Source organism: Burkholderia sp. BCC1993, assembly GCF_905339865.1.
In the GTDB taxonomy this organism is placed as follows: Bacteria; Pseudomonadota; Gammaproteobacteria; order Burkholderiales; family Burkholderiaceae; genus Burkholderia.
Genome location: NZ_CAJPGZ010000006.1, coordinates 137040 through 152681, shown reverse-complemented (window position 1 = coordinate 152681; position 15642 = coordinate 137040). Strand labels below are relative to the sequence as shown.

Here is a 15642-nt window from a genome sequence, read left to right as displayed (position 1 = left end):
GCGGCGCGTCTCCGGGAATGAATCAGGGCCGCACTTGCAGCCAGAACGTCACGGGGCCATCGTTGACGAGCGACACCTGCATGTCGGCGCCGAACTCGCCCGTCTCGACGACCGGATGACGCTCGCGCGCGGCCGCGACGAAATAGTCGAACAGGCGCGCGCCTTCGTCGGGCGGTGCGGCCGGCGTGAAGCTCGGCCGCAGCCCGCTGTTGGTGTCCGCCGCGAGCGTGAACTGCGACACGAGCAGCAGGCCGCCGGCGCCGCCCGCGCCGTCGATGTTCGACACCGGCAGGTTCATCTTGCCCGCGGCATCGCTGAACACGCGATAGCCGAGCAGCTTCGCGAGCAGTTTGTCGGCCGCGGCTTCGGTGTCGCCGCGCTCCGCGCAGACGAGCGCGAGCAGCCCTGCGCCGATCTCGCCCGTCGTGCGGTCGCCGACGCGCACGTCGGCGCGCTTCACGCGCTGGATCAGCGCGATCATGCGGTCAGCGTGACGCGCGCGAAGCGGCGCTTGCCAACCTGCACGACGAATTCGCCGGCCTCGACCTTCAGCCCCTTGTCGGAGACGGTCGCGCCGTCGATCTTCACGCCGCCCTGCTCGATGTTGCGCAGCGCTTCGCTCGTCGACGGCACGAGGCCCGCCTGCTTCAGCAGCTGGCCGATCGCGAGCGGCGCGCCCGCGAGCGTGACCGACGGGATGTCGTCCGGCACGCCGCCCTTCGCGCGGTGGTTGAAGTCCTCCAGCGCACGCTCGGCATCGGCCTGCGAGTGGAAGCGCGCGACGATTTCCTGCGCGAGCAGCACCTTGAAGTCGCGCGGGTTGCGGCCGCCTTCGGCATCGCGCTTGAAGCCGGCGATTTCTTCGATGCTGCGGAACGACAGCAGCTCGAAGTAACGCCACATCAGCGTGTCCGAGATGCTCATCAGCTTGCCGAACATGTCGTTCGGCTGCTCGCTGATGCCGACATAGTTGCCCTTCGACTTCGACATCTTCTCGACGCCGTCGAGGCCTTCGAGCAGCGGCATCGTGAGAATGCACTGCTGTTCCTGGCCGTACTGCTTCTGCAGTTCGCGGCCGACCAGCAGGTTGAACTTCTGGTCGGTGCCGCCGAGCTCGAGGTCGGCGTTCAGCGCGACCGAGTCGTAGCCCTGCATCAGCGGGTACAGGAATTCGTGGATCGAGATCGGCACGCCGCCCTGGAAGCGCTTCGTGAAATCCTCGCGCTCGAGGATCCGCGCGACCGTGTAGCGCGACGCGAGCTTGATCATCCCGTCCGCGCCGAGCGGCATCGACCATTCGCTGTTGTAGCGGATCTCGGTCTTGTCGCGGTCGAGCACGAGCGCGGCCTGCTCGAAGTAGGTCTTCGCGTTCGATTCGATCTGCTCGCGCGTGAGCGGCGGGCGCGTCGCGTTGCGGCCCGACGGGTCGCCGATCTGCGACGTGAAATCGCCGATCAGGAAGATGACCGTGTGGCCGAGGTCCTGCAGCTGACGCATCTTGTTCAGCACGACCGTATGGCCGATGTGGATGTCGGGTGCGGTCGGGTCGAGGCCGAGCTTGATACGCAACGGCGTGCCGGTGGCCGCGCTGCGCGCGAGCTTCTGCGCGAACTCTTCCTCGATCAGCAGCTCGTCGACGCCGCGCTTCGTGACGGCGAGCGCATGGCGGACTTCGTCGGTGATCGGGAAAACGGGCTTGGAACTGGATTCGGTGCTCATCGGTGCCGGGAAGAATGTCGCAAAGACAGGGATTTTCCCATAACTTGCGCGTGCATCGCTTAACGACGCGTCAGGTTGCGCGGATAATCGGGCGCAAGGCGCGTGGCACCGGCCCGCGCCGCTCGATCCAGGAGGACCCAACGTGCCGCAACGACATCCGCAACCCGCCCATCCGGCCGACGGCATCTACTTCGGGCTGATGTCGGGAACCAGCATGGACGGCGTCGACGGCGTCGCCGTGCGTTTCGAGACCGGCCGCGCGCCGCTCGTGCTCGCGGAAGCGTTCGTCGGCTTCGCGCAATCGCTGCGCGACGCGCTGTTCGCGCTGCAGCAGCCCGGCGACAACGAGATCGACCGCGAATCGGTCGCGGCGAATGCGCTCGTCACGCGCTACGCGGTGTGCTGTCACGAGCTGCAGCGCACGGCCGGCCTGTCGCGCGACGAGATCCGCGCGATCGGCGTGCACGGCCAGACGGTCCGGCACCGCCCCGAGCGCGGCTACACGCGCCAGCTCAACAATCCGGCGCTGCTCGCCGAACTCGCCCATCTCGACGTGATCGCCGATTTCCGCAGCCGCGACGTCGCGGCCGGCGGCCACGGCGCGCCGCTCGCGCCGGCGTTCCACGCGACGGTGTTCGGCGCGCCGGGCGAGACGCGGGTCGTCTGCAACCTCGGCGGCATCAGCAACATCACGATCCTGCCCGGCGAAGGCGGCGACGTGCGCGGCTTCGACTGCGGGCCCGCGAATGCGTTGCTCGACGAATGGGCGATGCGCCACCTCGGCAAGCCTTACGACGACGGCGGCAAGTTCGCCGCGCGCGGTACCGTGCACGCGGCGCTGCTCGACGCGCTGCTCGACGAACCCTACTTCGCCGCGCCGCCGCCGAAAAGCACCGGCCGCGACCTGTTCAATCCTGCGTGGCTCGACGCGAAGCTCGCCGCGTTCGCGCAAGTCGCGCCGGAAGACGTGCAGGCGACGCTGACGGCACTCACCGCCGTCTCGGTCGCGCGCGAGATCGCACGGCACGCGGCCGGCTGCAAGGCCGTGTTCGTCTGCGGCGGCGGCGCCCGCAACCCGGTGCTGCTCGCTGCGCTCCGGCATGCACTGCACGAGGCCGGCGTGCCGGCGACGGTGGAGACGACGGCCGCGCTCGGCGTGCCGCCGCAGCAGGTCGAGGCGCTCGCGTTCGCGTGGCTCGCGTACCGCTTCACCGCGCGCCAGCCCGGCAATCTCGCGAGTGTGACGGGCGCCGCGGGCGAGCGCGTGCTCGGCGCGCTCTATCCGCGCTGATGCGAGGAAACGAGAAACGAGGAGGAACCCCGGATGCGGCGCGTCCGGGACGCGCCGACAGGCCGCCCGCGCGGTTCGTCGCGCACACGGACGAAAAAAACGGGGCATCAAGCCCCGTTTTTTCATTCCGGCGAACCGGACAGGATCCGTCGTGCGTTCAGACCGAGAACGACGAGCCGCACCCGCAGGTGGTCGTGGCGTTCGGGTTCTTGATCACGAACTGGGCGCCGTTGAGGTCGTCCTTGTAGTCGATCTCGGCGCCGACCAGGTACTGGTAGCTCATCGAGTCGATCAGGAGCTGGACGCCGTTCTTGTTCATCACGGTGTCGTCCTCGTTGACTTCCTCGTCGAACGTGAAGCCATACTGGAAGCCCGAGCAGCCGCCGCCCTGCACGAACACGCGCAGCTTCAGGTCGGGATTGCCCTCTTCATCGATCAATTGCTTGACCTTGTCGGCCGCGGCGTCGGTGAAGACAAACGGCATCGGCATATCGGTCGTCGTTGCTGCGGATTCGGTAACAGCGTTCATGCGAACTCTCCAAAAAGCTTTAGCCGCTATTGTAGGGCCGATCAGAAGATCGTGCTGATGTCCATGAAATCAATAGGTTCTTGTTGATTTCAGTACAGGAAACCGCCCGCGGGGCGCCGCCGCGCGGGCATAAAAAAACCGCCAGCGCGAAAACTGGCGGTTTTTCCGGCGGACGCCGCCCGGAAGCGGCGCGGCCATGAAGCGGAATTAACGCTTCGAGAACTGCTTTGCGCGACGTGCCTTGCGCAGACCAACCTTCTTACGCTCGACTTCACGTGCATCGCGCGTGACGAAGCCTGCGTTCGACAGCGACGGCTTGAGCGTCGCATCGTAGTCGATCAGCGCGCGGGTGATGCCGTGACGCACTGCGCCTGCCTGACCCGTTTCGCCGCCGCCGTTGACGTTGACCTTGATGTCGAACGTCTGGCCGTGGTTCGTGAGTTCCAGCGGTTGACGCACGATCATCAGCGACGTTTCACGCGAGAAGTAGTCAGCGATGGGCTTGCCGTTGACGATGATGTCGCCCTTGCCAGCCTTGATGAAGACACGTGCGACTGCGCTCTTGCGGCGGCCCGTACCGTAGTTCCAGTTACCGATCATGTGGGCTCCCCTTAGATCTCGAGCGCCTTCGGCTGTTGAGCCGAATGCGGATGCGTAGCTTCAGCGTAGACCTTCAGCTTCTTGATCATCGCGTAGCCGAGCGGGCCCTTCGGCAGCATGCCCTTGACCGCCTTCTCGAGCGCACGGCCCGGGAAGCGTTCTTGCATCTTGCCGAACGTCGTTTCATAGATACCGCCCGGGTAGCCCGAGTGACGGTAGTACTTCTTGTCCAGAGTCTTGTTGCCCGTGACCTTCAACTTGCTTGCGTTGATGATGATGATGAAATCACCAGTGTCGACGTGCGGGGTGAACTCAGGCTTGTGCTTGCCGCGCAGACGGCGTGCCACTTCGCTGGCAACACGGCCGAGAACCTTATCCGTCGCGTCAATCACGTACCATTCGCGCGTCACCTCATGGGCTTTTGCGGAAAACGTCTTCATGATCGATCCAAAAAAAATGCTTTGCCCGATGTGTTCTTCCTGCTTGTCTGTGTGCGCTTCGAGGCGCGGTGCAGGCTCTCCCTGTTCTTTTTCCGTGGGCATGAATGCGGAAAAGCCCTGAATTATAAAGGAAATACCGCAGCGTGGTCAAAGAGAATCCACGCCCCGTGCCGGCGGCGCCCGAAATGGGCCAAAATCCGGTCGTGCCCCGATACACCAGGCGAACCGAGCGCTTGGGGCGGCACCCATCGACGCGCGGCACCTGACCTTGCCGCGCCAGACCGGCCGATCACGGAAAACAACAAACAAGCATGATGAAACAACGACTTACGCCCTTTCTCGCGGCCGCATTGCTGGCCGCCGCGGCGCCCGCCGTCGCCGCCCGGGCCGGCTGCGAGGCCAAGCTCGACGCCCTCGATTCCCGCATCGCCGACGCCCGCCGCGCCCATGCCGAAGATCGCATCGCCCGCCTGCGTGCGGTACGCGAACGCGTACGCCACTTCTGCGCGCGCGGTCATGGCCATGCATCGGCCGCACACGTCCCGGCCCCTGCCGCCCGTTCGACGGACACGCCGCCCGGCGCGGCATCGCAGCCAGCCGCACGGCGGCCGGCGTAAACGGGCGTCAATGACGATATCGACGCGCGCAAACTGCGCGCCGATGCTTGCATGGGACGAAAAAAAGCCCGAACGGTTGGTTCGGGCTTAATCCACCTTTGGAGGAGGGTGGAGGAGACATGCGGAGGTTGCCGCAGCGCGACAACCAATGAGGCTCATTATACGAATGCGTCGCCGACTTCACAAGAAAATTTGCATTACGAAATCGAACACCATAATGCGGAATTCGATGAGCCTCGCCCGATGAATGGATTTTCTCTTTTAGAATCAATCGATTGGAAAGCAAGAGCGCGGCCGCAAGCCCGTCACACCTAGAGTAAAACCCCTAAAGACAGCAGGGAAATCGCCGTTCGGCGCCCCGCCGGGCGCCGCACGCAGCGGCATGGCGCTGCGCGTCGTGCAGCGCATCAGCCGACCGAAGCGCCGCGGGCTACAATGCCGGATCGAATCCGAATCAGGCAACGCTGGAGTGCAAGCATGGAATGCAAAGTAAGCTGGATGGGTCAGGACGGCATGGCGTTTTCCGCCCAGACCGGAAGCGGGCACCTCGTCGCGATGGACGGCGCGCCTGAAGGCGGCGGCCACAACCTCGCGCCGCGTCCGATGGAAATGGTGCTGGTCGGCACCGGCGGCTGCACCGCGTACGACGTCGTGCTGATCCTGAAGAAGAGCCGCCAGGAAGTCACCGGCTGCTCGGTCACGCTGAAGGCCGAACGCGCGAGCGAAGATCCGAAAGTGTTCACGAAGGTCCACTTCCACTTCACCGTCACCGGCCGCAACCTGAACCCGGCCACGGTCGAGCGCGCGATCAACCTGTCGCACGACAAGTACTGCTCGGCGTCGATCATGATCGCGAAGACCGCCGAACTCACGCATTCGTTCGACATCGTCGCGGCCTGAACGCACGGCAGCCACGCATGAAAAAAAGGGCCGGCGCTCCTGATGGAGCGCCGGCCCTTTCGCATTCGAACGGCAAAGCAGGCCGATAAGCCGGATTCTGTGCACGCTGCACGCCGAAGCGCACGGCGCGTGGCAGCCATTCCTCTAGGCGCGCCATTGCTGACGCGCTCAAGCTTCCTACCCGCAGACGAGACGGGGGCCCCGTCCTGCATCCGAAAATGCGCGCCTGCCTACTTGGAATTGCTCCGGGTGGAGGTTACCGTGCCGGCGGACGTCGCCGTCGCCGCGGTGCGCTCTTACCGCACCGTTTCACCCTTACCTGATCCCGGCTTGCGCCGGGCCATCGGCGGTTTGCTTTCTGTTGCCCTGTTCCGCGTGTCGCCACGGATGGCCGTTAGCCATCACCCTGCCCTGTGGAGTCCGGACTTTCCTCGCCCCCGCCTGCCCGAAGGCGGCGAGGCCGCGACTGCCTGGCCTGCTTTGCGACGCGCATTCTAGCACTGTGCGCCGCCGCCGGCAGCGCGCGAGCGGCGGCCGCTGCGGAAAACCGCCGGATCGTCGTAGAACGCGGGCGCGGCATTCGCTTCGCACCAGCCCGGCACGCCGAGCACCGGCAGCGGCGCGAAATCGCGGCTCGTGAGCTCGCGCGTTGCGAGTTCGCCGGCGATCCGCGCATCGACATGCGCGGCACGCTGCGCGTCGGGCCACGAAAAATAGTCGTCACCCACTTCGACGATCCATGCGTGCGCGGTGCAGGACTTGTAGGGCGCGACGAGCTTCTCGAGCAGCGCATGGCCGACGAGCCGCGCCTCGCAGCGCGTGCCCCACGCGTCGCGCGCCGCCACCAGCAGCTGCTGCCAGCTGAAGCCGCGCAGCGCGTCGGCGAGCGTGCGGTCGGCCGTCACGAACAGCGCGGCATTTTCGTCGAACAGCGTCAGCGCGTCGCGCAGCGTGCCGCGCACGGGCCCGACGCCGCCCGCGGCATCGATCGCCGTGGCCTGGCGTGCGTTCAGCGCGGCCTTGGTGCGCGGATACGCGAACCAGACGAGCGCATTGAAGAAGTCGTGAAGATTGTGGCGGGTCGGGACGCCGCCGGTCTCGGCGATATGGGTTTCGTATGCGATGCCGGGCGGCAGCTCGGCCTGCGGCACGAAGCGCAGCGGCTTGCCGCGGCCGCTGACGCGGGCATCACCGCGCAGCGCGCCGTTCAGTGCGTCCAGCAGCGCGGCCTCGCCCGCGAGCGCGGCCGCCTGAAGCGTGCGGCCCGGTTCCGCGTAGCGCGCGAGCCACGGCGCGGACCAGTCGATCCGCGCGAACGCCGCCGCGCCGCCGCCGGCCGCATGGCCGGCCGCGCGCGGCGGCGTGCCGGTCACGCGAACTTCCAGCCGATCGATTCGCCGGCGCGCAGCGGCACGACGGGCGTATCGCCCGCGAACACCTCGCGCGGCAGTTCCCAGGTCTCACGGCGCAGCGTGATCGTCTCGGTGCTGTGCGGCAGCCCGTAGAAATCGGCACCGAAGCGGCTCGCGAAATTTTCCAGCTTGTCGAGCGCGTCCGCCTTGTCGAACGCTTCCGCATACAGTTCGAGCGCGTGCAGCGCCGTGTAGCAGCCCGCGCAGCCGCACGCGGTTTCCTTCGCGTCGCGTGCGTGCGGCGCGCTGTCGGTGCCGAGGAAGAAGCGCGGGTTGCCCGACGTCGCGGCTTCGACGAGCGCGACGCGGTGCGTTTCACGCTTCAGCACCGGCAGGCAGTAGTAATGCGGGCGGATCCCGCCGACGAACAGCGCGTTGCGGCTGTACAGCATGTGCTGCGGCGTGATCGTCGCGCCGAGCAGGCCCGGCGCCGCATCGGCGTCGCGCACGTAGTCGGCGGCGTCCTTCGTGGTGATGTGCTCGAACACCACCTTCAGGCCAGGGAAATCGCGGCGCAGCGGCGTCATCACGCGGTCGATGAACACCTTCTCGCGATCGAACATGTCGATCGACGGATCGGTCACCTCGCCGTGCACGAGCAGCGGCATACCGGTTTCCTGCATGACCTCGAGCGTCTTCGCGCACTTCGCGAGATCGCTGACGCCGTGGTCGGAGTTCGTCGTCGCGCCGGCCGGATACAGCTTCACGCCGTGCACGAAGCCGCTGTCGCGCGCGCGGCGGATTTCGTCGGGCGACGTGTTGTCGGTCAGGTACAGCGTCATCAACGGCTCGAACGCCATGCCCGCCGGCAGCGCGGCCAGGATTCGCTCGCGATAGGCCTGCGCTTGCGCGGTGGTCGTGACGGGCGGCTTCAGGTTCGGCATGACGATCGCGCGGGCGAACTGGCGCGCCGTGTGCGGCAGCACCGCGGCCAGCACGTCGCCGTCGCGCAGGTGCAGGTGCAGGTCGTCGGGACGGGCGAGCGTGAGCGTCGCCGGAGAGGAAGCGTTCGAGGCAGTCATAGGAGGCGTCGTGAGGAACGGGCTGGCCATCTGCGGGGCCGGAACGCGCGTGCGCGGGCCGACTGACGGCAAACCGCAACACGGGGCCTTCGGCCGGCGGAATCCGCTTTTTACCGCTCAAGGCTCGGTGATATGCTAGAAGTCATATTGTACCGGGGTTCACCCGGTTGGTTACCCCGCTTCCGCCCCCGCCCCAAGTAAAATGTGCCAACTCCTAGGAATGAACTGCGCCGCGCCGACGGACGTCACATTCTCCTTCACAGGTTTCGCGGCCCGGGGCGGCCTCACCGATCACCATGCCGACGGCTGGGGGATCGCGTTCTTCGAGGACAAGGCCTGTCGCCTCTTCGTCGACCACCAGGCGTCGGCCACGTCGCCGCTCGCCGAAATGGTGAAGCGCTACCCGATCAAGTCCAAGAACACGATCGCGCACATCCGCAAGGCCACGCAAGGCCACATCCTGCTCGAGAACAGCCACCCGTTCATGCGCGAGCTGTGGGGGCGGCACTGGATCTTCGCGCATAACGGCGATCTGCAGGACTACGAACCCGATCTCGACGGCAGCGTCTACCATCCGGTCGGCACCACCGACAGCGAGAAGGCGTTCTGCGTGCTGATGCAGGGGCTGCGCGAAGCGTTTCCCGGCGCGCAGCCGCCGTTGCCGGAGCTGTTCGAGCGCGTCGGCGAGCTGACGCGCGGCATCACCGATCACGGCGTGTTCAACTTCCTGATGTCGAACGGCCAGGCCCTCTTCGCGCACTGCTCGACGCGGCTGCACTACCTCGTGCGGCGCTGGCCGTTCTCGACCGCGCATCTGGTCGACGAAGACCTGTCGATCGACTTCGCGAAATACACGACGCCCGAGGATCGCGTCGCGGTGATCGCCACGCAGCCGCTGACCGACAACGAAATCTGGACCTCGTTCGAACCGGGCGAGCTGATCATGTTCCAGTGCGGCGACGTCGCCGCGCGGATGCAGATTCCGGTGCCCGAGCGCGTGCTCGAGAAACTGCGCAACCCGGCGCTCGACGCGTCGGCGTCCGCGCCGTGCGGTACGCAGCACGCCGAACTCGCGGCCGGCGCCGACGGCGATTCCGACGACTCGATCGATTTCTGAGCGCCCCGCGCCGCCGCCGGGCGCGCCCTTCATGCGTTGCGCTGTTCCGCCATCGTCGCGGCCCGACGATCCCGCGTCACGCCCGGATCGTCGCACCACGCATCCGGCATCCGGCATCCGGCATCCGGCATCCGGCATCCGCCGATGATTGCCCGCATTGAAAGCTCCGCCCGACAACGTTCCATTCAGGCCGCCATTTCACGCACGCGTGCGTCGCCACACGACATTCACTTTTATTTAATTAATTTTCAAGCGAAAATAATTCACTGGCGAAACAAATAAAACAAGACATTCGAAATCGGATAATCCGGAAGCCACAGCTTAAAGCAAAATCCCCACGCCGATCGTGCGCCAGCCCACCGAACCGGCGATTCTGCCTGTTTTATAAAAAATCCACCAAGCCCTTACCCACAAAGGCTTTCAGTTCGATTACCCACACAATTCAGAAATACCACTCGATACCGTTACCATCCCCACATTTCCTGATTTTTTTGAAAATCGACCGCCCCGCCGATTAGTAGACTCGCTCCATCTTCGGTGTAACGAAACCCGACCGGCGCGTCATGCAGCCACGGCTGCCGCACGTCCATTCGAGTCACGCGTCACCGTGGAATGCGCATTCGCCGCATGCGGCGAATACCACTTCAAAACAAGAAAGAGGGCATGTCGTGAATCACTCATTTCGATTGATCTGGAGCGACGCCGCCGGCTGCTGGGTCGCGGTCGCGGAAACGACACGGGCGCGCGGCAAGCGTTCAGGCCGCGAATCGGGCGCAAGCCGCCGCGCCGGCCGCACGGCGATCCGCCGCTCGCCGCTGCGCGTCGTCGCGCTCGGTGCCGCGCTGGCCGCGCTGTCGGCCGGCTCCGCGTACGCGTCGAGCTGCGGCGACGGTTCGGCGGTCGCGAGCGGCGGCAGTTGCGCGCTCGGCAGCGTCAGCCCGACCGTGAACGACAACCTGGCCGGCGCCACGACCGTGTCCGGCGGCGACGCGGTCGGCGTGACGGGCGCATGGACGGGGCAGAACGGCGGCGACGCCGGCTACACGCGCATCCCGTTCGGCACGACGACGATCGTGTCGGGAAATCCGGATCAGCCGCTGGTGTCGCTCGGCGGCAAGACGCAAAGCATCGGCACGCCCGACACGATCATGGGCACCCATACGTCGGTCGCCACCTACGACTCGTCCGCGTTCTCCGCGTCGACGGTCGGCACGACCGACGTGCCCGTCTACCGCGACGTCAACGGCGACCAGTACGTGAACACGCGGATCGGCACGGTCGACCGTTCCGGCGGCACGCTGAACGTGTCGATCGGCAATCCCGCCAACGCGCCCGACTCGGCCGGCAACGCAATCACGATGGCCGCGAAGCAGACGGACCTCACCGTCGCGGACGGGACGGGCGCCACCCCAAGCGTCGTCAACTGGAATTCACGCAACCAGGTCTGGTTCACCACCGGCGACTACCTCGCGAGCGGCGGCTCCGTCGGCAACCTCCAGCTCGACGTGCCGGCCTATGCGGGCACCTTCACCGCGTTCGACGGCAGCACGTGGACCGTCAGCGACGCCGCGTCGCTCGCCGCCTACAACGACTTCCTCGTGCGTTCGGTCCAGCGCGGCGCGCTCGGCTCGCAGGCCGCGTACGACACCGCGTTCGGCCAGGCCGTCACGTTCTCGAAGGAGACCTTCCAGTACGCGAACAACGTGTCCGCCGGCGACAAGAACACGCTGCCGCTCGATCACCTGTCGGCAATGCACGGCACCGGCGCGAACGCGACGCTGCAGATCGGCAAGGACGGCCAGATCGACTTCCGCGGCACCAACACGATCGCATCGAGTTCGGCCGTCCTCGCGGAAAACGGCGCGCACTTCGTCAACGACGGCCGCCTGTCGGGCGATTTCACGCTGGTGCGCCTGCTGAGCGGCGCGAGCGGCGTCAACAATGGCGTGATCTCGTCCGGCTACGCGTCCGGCGACAATTTCGACACGAGCAGCAGCACGCCGCCCGACAACTTCGGGTTCCACGCGTACACCGAGGGCGACGGCGTGTACGCGAACGGCTCGGGCACCTCGTTCGTCAACCACGGCGTGATGAACGTCGGCGCATGGACGCTCGACGGCAACCGCCCCGACCTGCAGAACTACGCGGTGGCCGTGACGGGCGGCGCGAACGCGTCGAACGCCGGCACGATCAACGTCGGCGTCAACGCGACGACGCTCGACAGCCAGGTGATCGGCGGCTTCGCGGCGGGCGGCACCTTCACGAACGCGGCCGGCGGCACGATCTATCTCGGCCGCGCGGCCCAGTACGGGCCGGGGGCGGCGGCGAACGACGTCGCGCTGTCCGCGCACGCGTACGGGATCCTGCTCGGCGCGTCGGGCACCGCCAGCAACCGCGGCTCGATCGTGATCGGCTCGCAGACGCAGAACGGCGCCGGGATCGCGAGCATCGGCTCGTCGTCCGGCACGCTGCGCAACGCGGGCACGATCGTCGTCAACGGCGCGGCGCCCGGCACGCCGCTCGCGAACGTCGGCATGCTCGCGGCCAACACGGCCGCGACCGTGACCAACACCGGCACGATCACGCTGAACGGCGTGAACGGCATCGGCATCATGGTGGTCGGCACCGGCTCGACCGCGACGGCCGCGACGTCGACCGGCACGATCAACGTGGCCGGCGGGCTCGATCCGGCCTCGGACACGCGCAACTACGGCGTGTGGGCCGAAGGGCCGCGCGCGAAGGCCACGGTCGACGGCGCGCTCAACCTGACGGGCACCGGCGCGATCGGCGTCCATGCGCGTTCGGGCGCGACGATCAACGTCGACGCGAACGCGGTGCCCGACTTCATGTCGGGCACGAACCAGATCGGCTTCTATGCGTATGGCGCAGGCTCGAAGATCAACGTCGCCGCGCAGCACCTGAGCGTCGATACCGACGATTCGACGCTGTTCCGCATTGCGGGCGGCGCGGCCTATACGGGTGCATCGGCGGCCGGCACGCTGACGACCGACGTGAACGGCCAGCGCGCGCGCGGCGTGCTCGCGACCGGTGCCGGCACGATGCTGTCGACCGGCCACGCCACCTACAACGTCAACGGCGCGAACGGCATCGCGGTAGCAGTCGAAGGCGGCGCGAAGGGCACGATCGACTCGGGCGCGACCATCAACCTGAATGCGGCCGGCGCGATCGCGGGCGTCGTCGACGGCCAGGCGCACGACCTCGCAGGCGCGAATGCCGGCGCGCCGGTCGCGACGACGCTGACCAACGATGCCGCGGTCACCTCGTCGACCGCGGGCGTGACGGGTTTCGTCGCGCAGAACCTCGGCACGCTCGATAACCGCAACACGGTGCTGCTGAGCGGCGCAGGCTCGACGGGCGTCGTGGTCGGCACGCTCGGCACCGTGAGCAACGCGTCGGCGATCCGCGTGGCCAACGGCACCGGCGCGCTCGTGCAGGGCGCATCGGCGACGCTTGCCAACGCGGGCACGATCGAGGCCGACGACGGCGTCGCGGGCGTGCACCTGACCGGCGCGGGTGCGTCGGTCGCGCTGTCGGGCGCGGGCACCGTCGTCGCGAACGGCAGCGCCGACGGCGTGCTGATCGACTCGACCGTCTCGAATGGCGGGATCGCGGCCGGCGCGACGTCGATCGCGGCGGGCGGCGCCGGCAAGGGCATCGACAACCTCGGCACGAACACGACGATCGCGCTGTCGGGCACGCAGATCGGCACGACCGGCAATGGCGCCGACGGGCTGTCGTCGACGGGCACGGGCGCACGCATCGCGACCGACGCGGCGACCGTCGTACGCACCGCCGGCGACAACGCGCGCGGCCTCTTCGTGACGGGTGCGGATTCGACGCTCGCGGCCGACGGCACGACCGTCGCGACGACCGGCGCCGGCGCGCACGCGATCGTCGCGGGCAGCGGCGCGACCGCGTGGCTGTCGGGCACGAAGGTCTCTGCGGCGGGCGCGGCAGCCGACGGCCTCGTCGCGCGCAACGGCGGCCGCATCGGCGACACGGGTTCGTCGCTAGCAAGCGCGGCCGGCAACGGCGCGACCGTCGACGGCGGCGGCGTGCTCGCGCTGACGGGCACGACGCTCAAGGGCGCGACGGCCGGCGTCATGAGCACGGACACGCTCGCGACCGGCGCGACGAGCTCGGTGCTCGTCGACGGCGGCAGCGTCGCGTCCGTCGCCGGGCCGGCGTTCGCCGCACGCGGCGGCACCGTCGACATCGCGGTGCGCAACGGCACCGTCGTGACGGCCGGCAACGGCACGCTGCTGGACCTCGCGAACGGCAGTACCGCGACCTTCAACGCATCGGCCGTGAATCTCGCCGGCGACATCGTGTCGGACGCGTCGAGCACCGGCAACGTGTTCCTGACGAACGGCACGACCCTGACCGGCACGATCGACCCGGTCGCGCTGAGCGTCGACGGCTCGAGCACGTGGCACATGACCGGCAGCTCCGTGCTGAGCAGCCTGAACAACGCGGGCCTGGTCGCGTTCGCCGCGCCGTCCGGTTCACCGACGGCGTCCGGCAGCTACCGGACGCTGACGACCGGCAGTTACGTCGGCAACGGCGGCACGATCGCGCTGAACACCTACCTCGGCGCCGACGCATCGCCGACCGACCGGCTGATCGTGAACCGCGGCACCGCAAGCGGCACGACCGGCCTGAAGATCGCGAACACGGCCGGCACCGGCGCGCAGACGACGGGCGACGGGATTCCGGTGGTCGTCACGGCCAACGGCGGCACGACTACCGCGTCGGCGTTCCATCTCGCGGGCCCGGTACAGGCCGGCGCATACGAATACCGGCTCTACCGCGGCGGACAGGGCGATTCGAACGGCTGGTACCTGCGCTCGCAACTGGACCCGACGGACCCCGGCGATCCGGTCGGCCCATCCGTCATCGAGGACGGCGACAACGGCGGCAATCTCGCGTACCGTCCGGGCGTCGCGGGCTATGCGATGACACCGCTGCTGAACGCCGACTACGGCTTCTCGACGCTCGGCAAGCTGCACGAGCGCGTCGGCGACATCTACAACCTCGAGAAGCAGGCGCCGGGCAACCGCGACGGCGTGTGGGGCCGCATCGGCGGACAGAGCCTCGACGCGAACGCGGGCCGCTTCGCGGCCGACGAGCGCACCTTCTTCGCGCAGTTCGGCAAGGACTGGACGCTCGACCAGGCACCCGCCGGCGGCAGCACGCATGCGGGCGTGACGGCGAGCATCGGCGTCGCGAACGCGAGCTTCAGCGACATGGCACGCGCCGACACAGCCGGGCTGTCGACGTCGACGGGCTCGGTCGAGATGCACGCGCAGAGCGTCGGCGGCTACTGGACGCGCTACCTGTCCGACGGCACCTACTTCGACAGCGTCGACCAGGTCACGCACTACGGCAACCGCTATCGCGACAGCTACGGCAACGAAGCCTCGCAGAACGGCTTCGGCATCGCACTGTCGCAGGAGGTCGGCAAGCCGTTCGGGATCGGCGGCACGCCGATCGCGGTCGAGCCGCAGGCGCAGCTGATGTACCAGTACCTGAAGCTGAACGGGTTCAACGACAACGTATCGGCCGTGTCGGGCACGACGACCCACGCGTTGCGCGGACGCGTCGGCGTGCGCGTCTTCCGGCCGAACCTCGACGCGAACGCGGGCGGCGGCGCCGCGACACCGTACTTCACGGCCGACGTGCTGCACGACTTCCTGTCGCCGGGCCAGACCGTCGTCGGCGGCACGCCGTTCGCGACGCACCTGGGCCGTACGTGGTACGAGCTCGGCCTTGGCGTGACCGCGGGCTTCGGCAAGTCGGGCGCGTTGTACGCGAACGTGAAATATGCGCGCAACATCGGCGGCGATTACCGGCGCGGCGTGACCGGGCAGGTCGGCTACCGCTACAGCTGGTAACGCCCGGCGCGGCGACCCGTCCGCTGCCACCGGCGGGCGACGGGCAGCCCGCGAAAAAAAACCGCCCGGTGTTCAGCCGG

12 protein-coding genes and 1 other RNA gene are annotated in these 15642 nt (G+C 67.7%); 5 read left to right on the top strand and 8 right to left on the bottom strand.

Annotated features, from left to right (window positions below; all coding sequences use genetic code 11):
• Window positions 1-22: 22 nt before the first annotated feature.
• Complete coding sequence (gene dtd, locus U4Y91_RS11655; protein ID WP_006751891.1) at window positions 23-481, bottom strand: D-aminoacyl-tRNA deacylase; 459 nt, start codon at window positions 479-481, stop codon at window positions 23-25.
• Window positions 478-1719 carry a tyrosine--tRNA ligase gene (gene tyrS / locus U4Y91_RS11650; RefSeq protein ID WP_321805185.1) on the bottom strand — a complete coding sequence of 414 codons (1242 nt, stop codon included), beginning with the start codon at window positions 1717-1719 and terminating at the stop codon, window positions 478-480. Before tyrS ends, dtd begins: the two co-directional genes overlap by 4 nt.
• Before the next feature lie 142 nt (window positions 1720-1861).
• Between tyrS and U4Y91_RS11645 the strand changes: the two genes are divergently transcribed.
• The gene (locus U4Y91_RS11645) at window positions 1862-3010 is read left to right on the top strand and encodes an anhydro-N-acetylmuramic acid kinase (RefSeq protein ID WP_321805184.1); all 1149 of its coding nucleotides are present in this window, start codon (window positions 1862-1864) and stop codon (window positions 3008-3010) included.
• Window positions 3011-3167: 157 nt separating this feature from the next.
• Here U4Y91_RS11645 and erpA read toward each other — a convergent pair whose 3' ends face one another.
• The 3 genes from erpA to rplM all read right to left on the bottom strand — a co-directional run bounded on the left by erpA (window position 3168) and on the right by rplM (window position 4579).
• On the bottom strand, window positions 3168-3539 hold the full coding sequence (gene erpA / locus U4Y91_RS11640) for an iron-sulfur cluster insertion protein ErpA (RefSeq protein ID WP_321805183.1): 372 nt from the start codon (window positions 3537-3539) through the stop codon (window positions 3168-3170).
• A 207-nt stretch (window positions 3540-3746) separates the two neighbouring features.
• Window positions 3747-4139, bottom strand: a complete 393-nt coding sequence (gene rpsI, locus U4Y91_RS11635) for a 30S ribosomal protein S9 (RefSeq protein ID WP_011883283.1) — start codon at window positions 4137-4139, stop codon at window positions 3747-3749.
• Between the two features lie 11 nt (window positions 4140-4150).
• Entirely contained in the window at window positions 4151-4579 is a 429-nt protein-coding gene (rplM, locus tag U4Y91_RS11630) for a 50S ribosomal protein L13 (protein WP_009687896.1), read from the bottom strand.
• Between the two features lie 311 nt (window positions 4580-4890).
• On the opposite strand from rplM, the gene U4Y91_RS11625 reads away from it, so the two are divergent.
• Window positions 4891-5196, top strand: a complete 306-nt coding sequence (locus tag U4Y91_RS11625; RefSeq protein WP_321805182.1) for a DUF1090 family protein — start codon at window positions 4891-4893, stop codon at window positions 5194-5196.
• 435 nt (window positions 5197-5631) lie between these two features.
• Window positions 5632-6096: an OsmC family protein gene (locus U4Y91_RS11620; RefSeq protein WP_081293719.1), complete on the top strand. Its 465-nt coding sequence runs from the start codon at window positions 5632-5634 to the stop codon at window positions 6094-6096.
• Window positions 6097-6166: 70 nt separating this feature from the next.
• On the opposite strand, the gene rnpB is transcribed toward U4Y91_RS11620, so the two are convergent.
• The 3 genes from rnpB to pyrC form a co-directional block, all read right to left on the bottom strand.
• Window positions 6167-6578, bottom strand: an RNA gene (gene rnpB / locus U4Y91_RS11615) — RNase P RNA component class A.
• A 12-nt stretch (window positions 6579-6590) separates the two neighbouring features.
• Window positions 6591-7469 carry a DUF3025 domain-containing protein gene (locus U4Y91_RS11610; RefSeq protein WP_321805181.1) on the bottom strand — a complete coding sequence of 293 codons (879 nt, stop codon included), beginning with the start codon at window positions 7467-7469 and terminating at the stop codon, window positions 6591-6593.
• A complete protein-coding gene (gene pyrC / locus U4Y91_RS11605; protein ID WP_321805180.1) occupies window positions 7466-8530 on the bottom strand; it encodes a dihydroorotase in 1065 nt (354 codons plus the stop codon). Before pyrC ends, U4Y91_RS11610 begins: the two co-directional genes overlap by 4 nt.
• Before the next feature lie 202 nt (window positions 8531-8732).
• Between pyrC and U4Y91_RS11600 the strand changes: the two genes are divergently transcribed.
• Together U4Y91_RS11600 and U4Y91_RS11595 are read left to right on the top strand one after the other, a co-directional pair.
• Window positions 8733-9647: a class II glutamine amidotransferase gene (locus tag U4Y91_RS11600; protein ID WP_321805179.1), complete on the top strand. Its 915-nt coding sequence runs from the start codon at window positions 8733-8735 to the stop codon at window positions 9645-9647.
• Between the two features lie 668 nt (window positions 9648-10315).
• Window positions 10316-15562: an autotransporter outer membrane beta-barrel domain-containing protein gene (locus U4Y91_RS11595; RefSeq protein WP_321805178.1), complete on the top strand. Its 5247-nt coding sequence runs from the start codon at window positions 10316-10318 to the stop codon at window positions 15560-15562.
• Window positions 15563-15642: the final 80 nt, after the last annotated feature.

Coding starts and splice junctions, on each gene's coding strand:
- dtd (WP_006751891.1), bottom strand. CDS start 481: ATGATCGCGCTGATCCAGCGCGTGAAGCGCGCCGACGTGCGCGTCGGC.
- tyrS (WP_321805185.1), bottom strand. CDS start 1,719: ATGAGCACCGAATCCAGTTCCAAGCCCGTTTTCCCGATCACCGACGAA.
- erpA (WP_321805183.1), bottom strand. CDS start 3,539: ATGAACGCTGTTACCGAATCCGCAGCAACGACGACCGATATGCCGATG.
- rpsI (WP_011883283.1), bottom strand. CDS start 4,139: ATGATCGGTAACTGGAACTACGGTACGGGCCGCCGCAAGAGCGCAGTC.
- rplM (WP_009687896.1), bottom strand. CDS start 4,579: ATGAAGACGTTTTCCGCAAAAGCCCATGAGGTGACGCGCGAATGGTAC.
- U4Y91_RS11625 (WP_321805182.1), top strand. CDS start 4,891: ATGATGAAACAACGACTTACGCCCTTTCTCGCGGCCGCATTGCTGGCC.
- U4Y91_RS11620 (WP_081293719.1), top strand. CDS start 5,632: ATGCCGGATCGAATCCGAATCAGGCAACGCTGGAGTGCAAGCATGGAA.
- pyrC (WP_321805180.1), bottom strand. CDS start 8,530: ATGACTGCCTCGAACGCTTCCTCTCCGGCGACGCTCACGCTCGCCCGT.
- U4Y91_RS11600 (WP_321805179.1), top strand. CDS start 8,733: ATGTGCCAACTCCTAGGAATGAACTGCGCCGCGCCGACGGACGTCACA.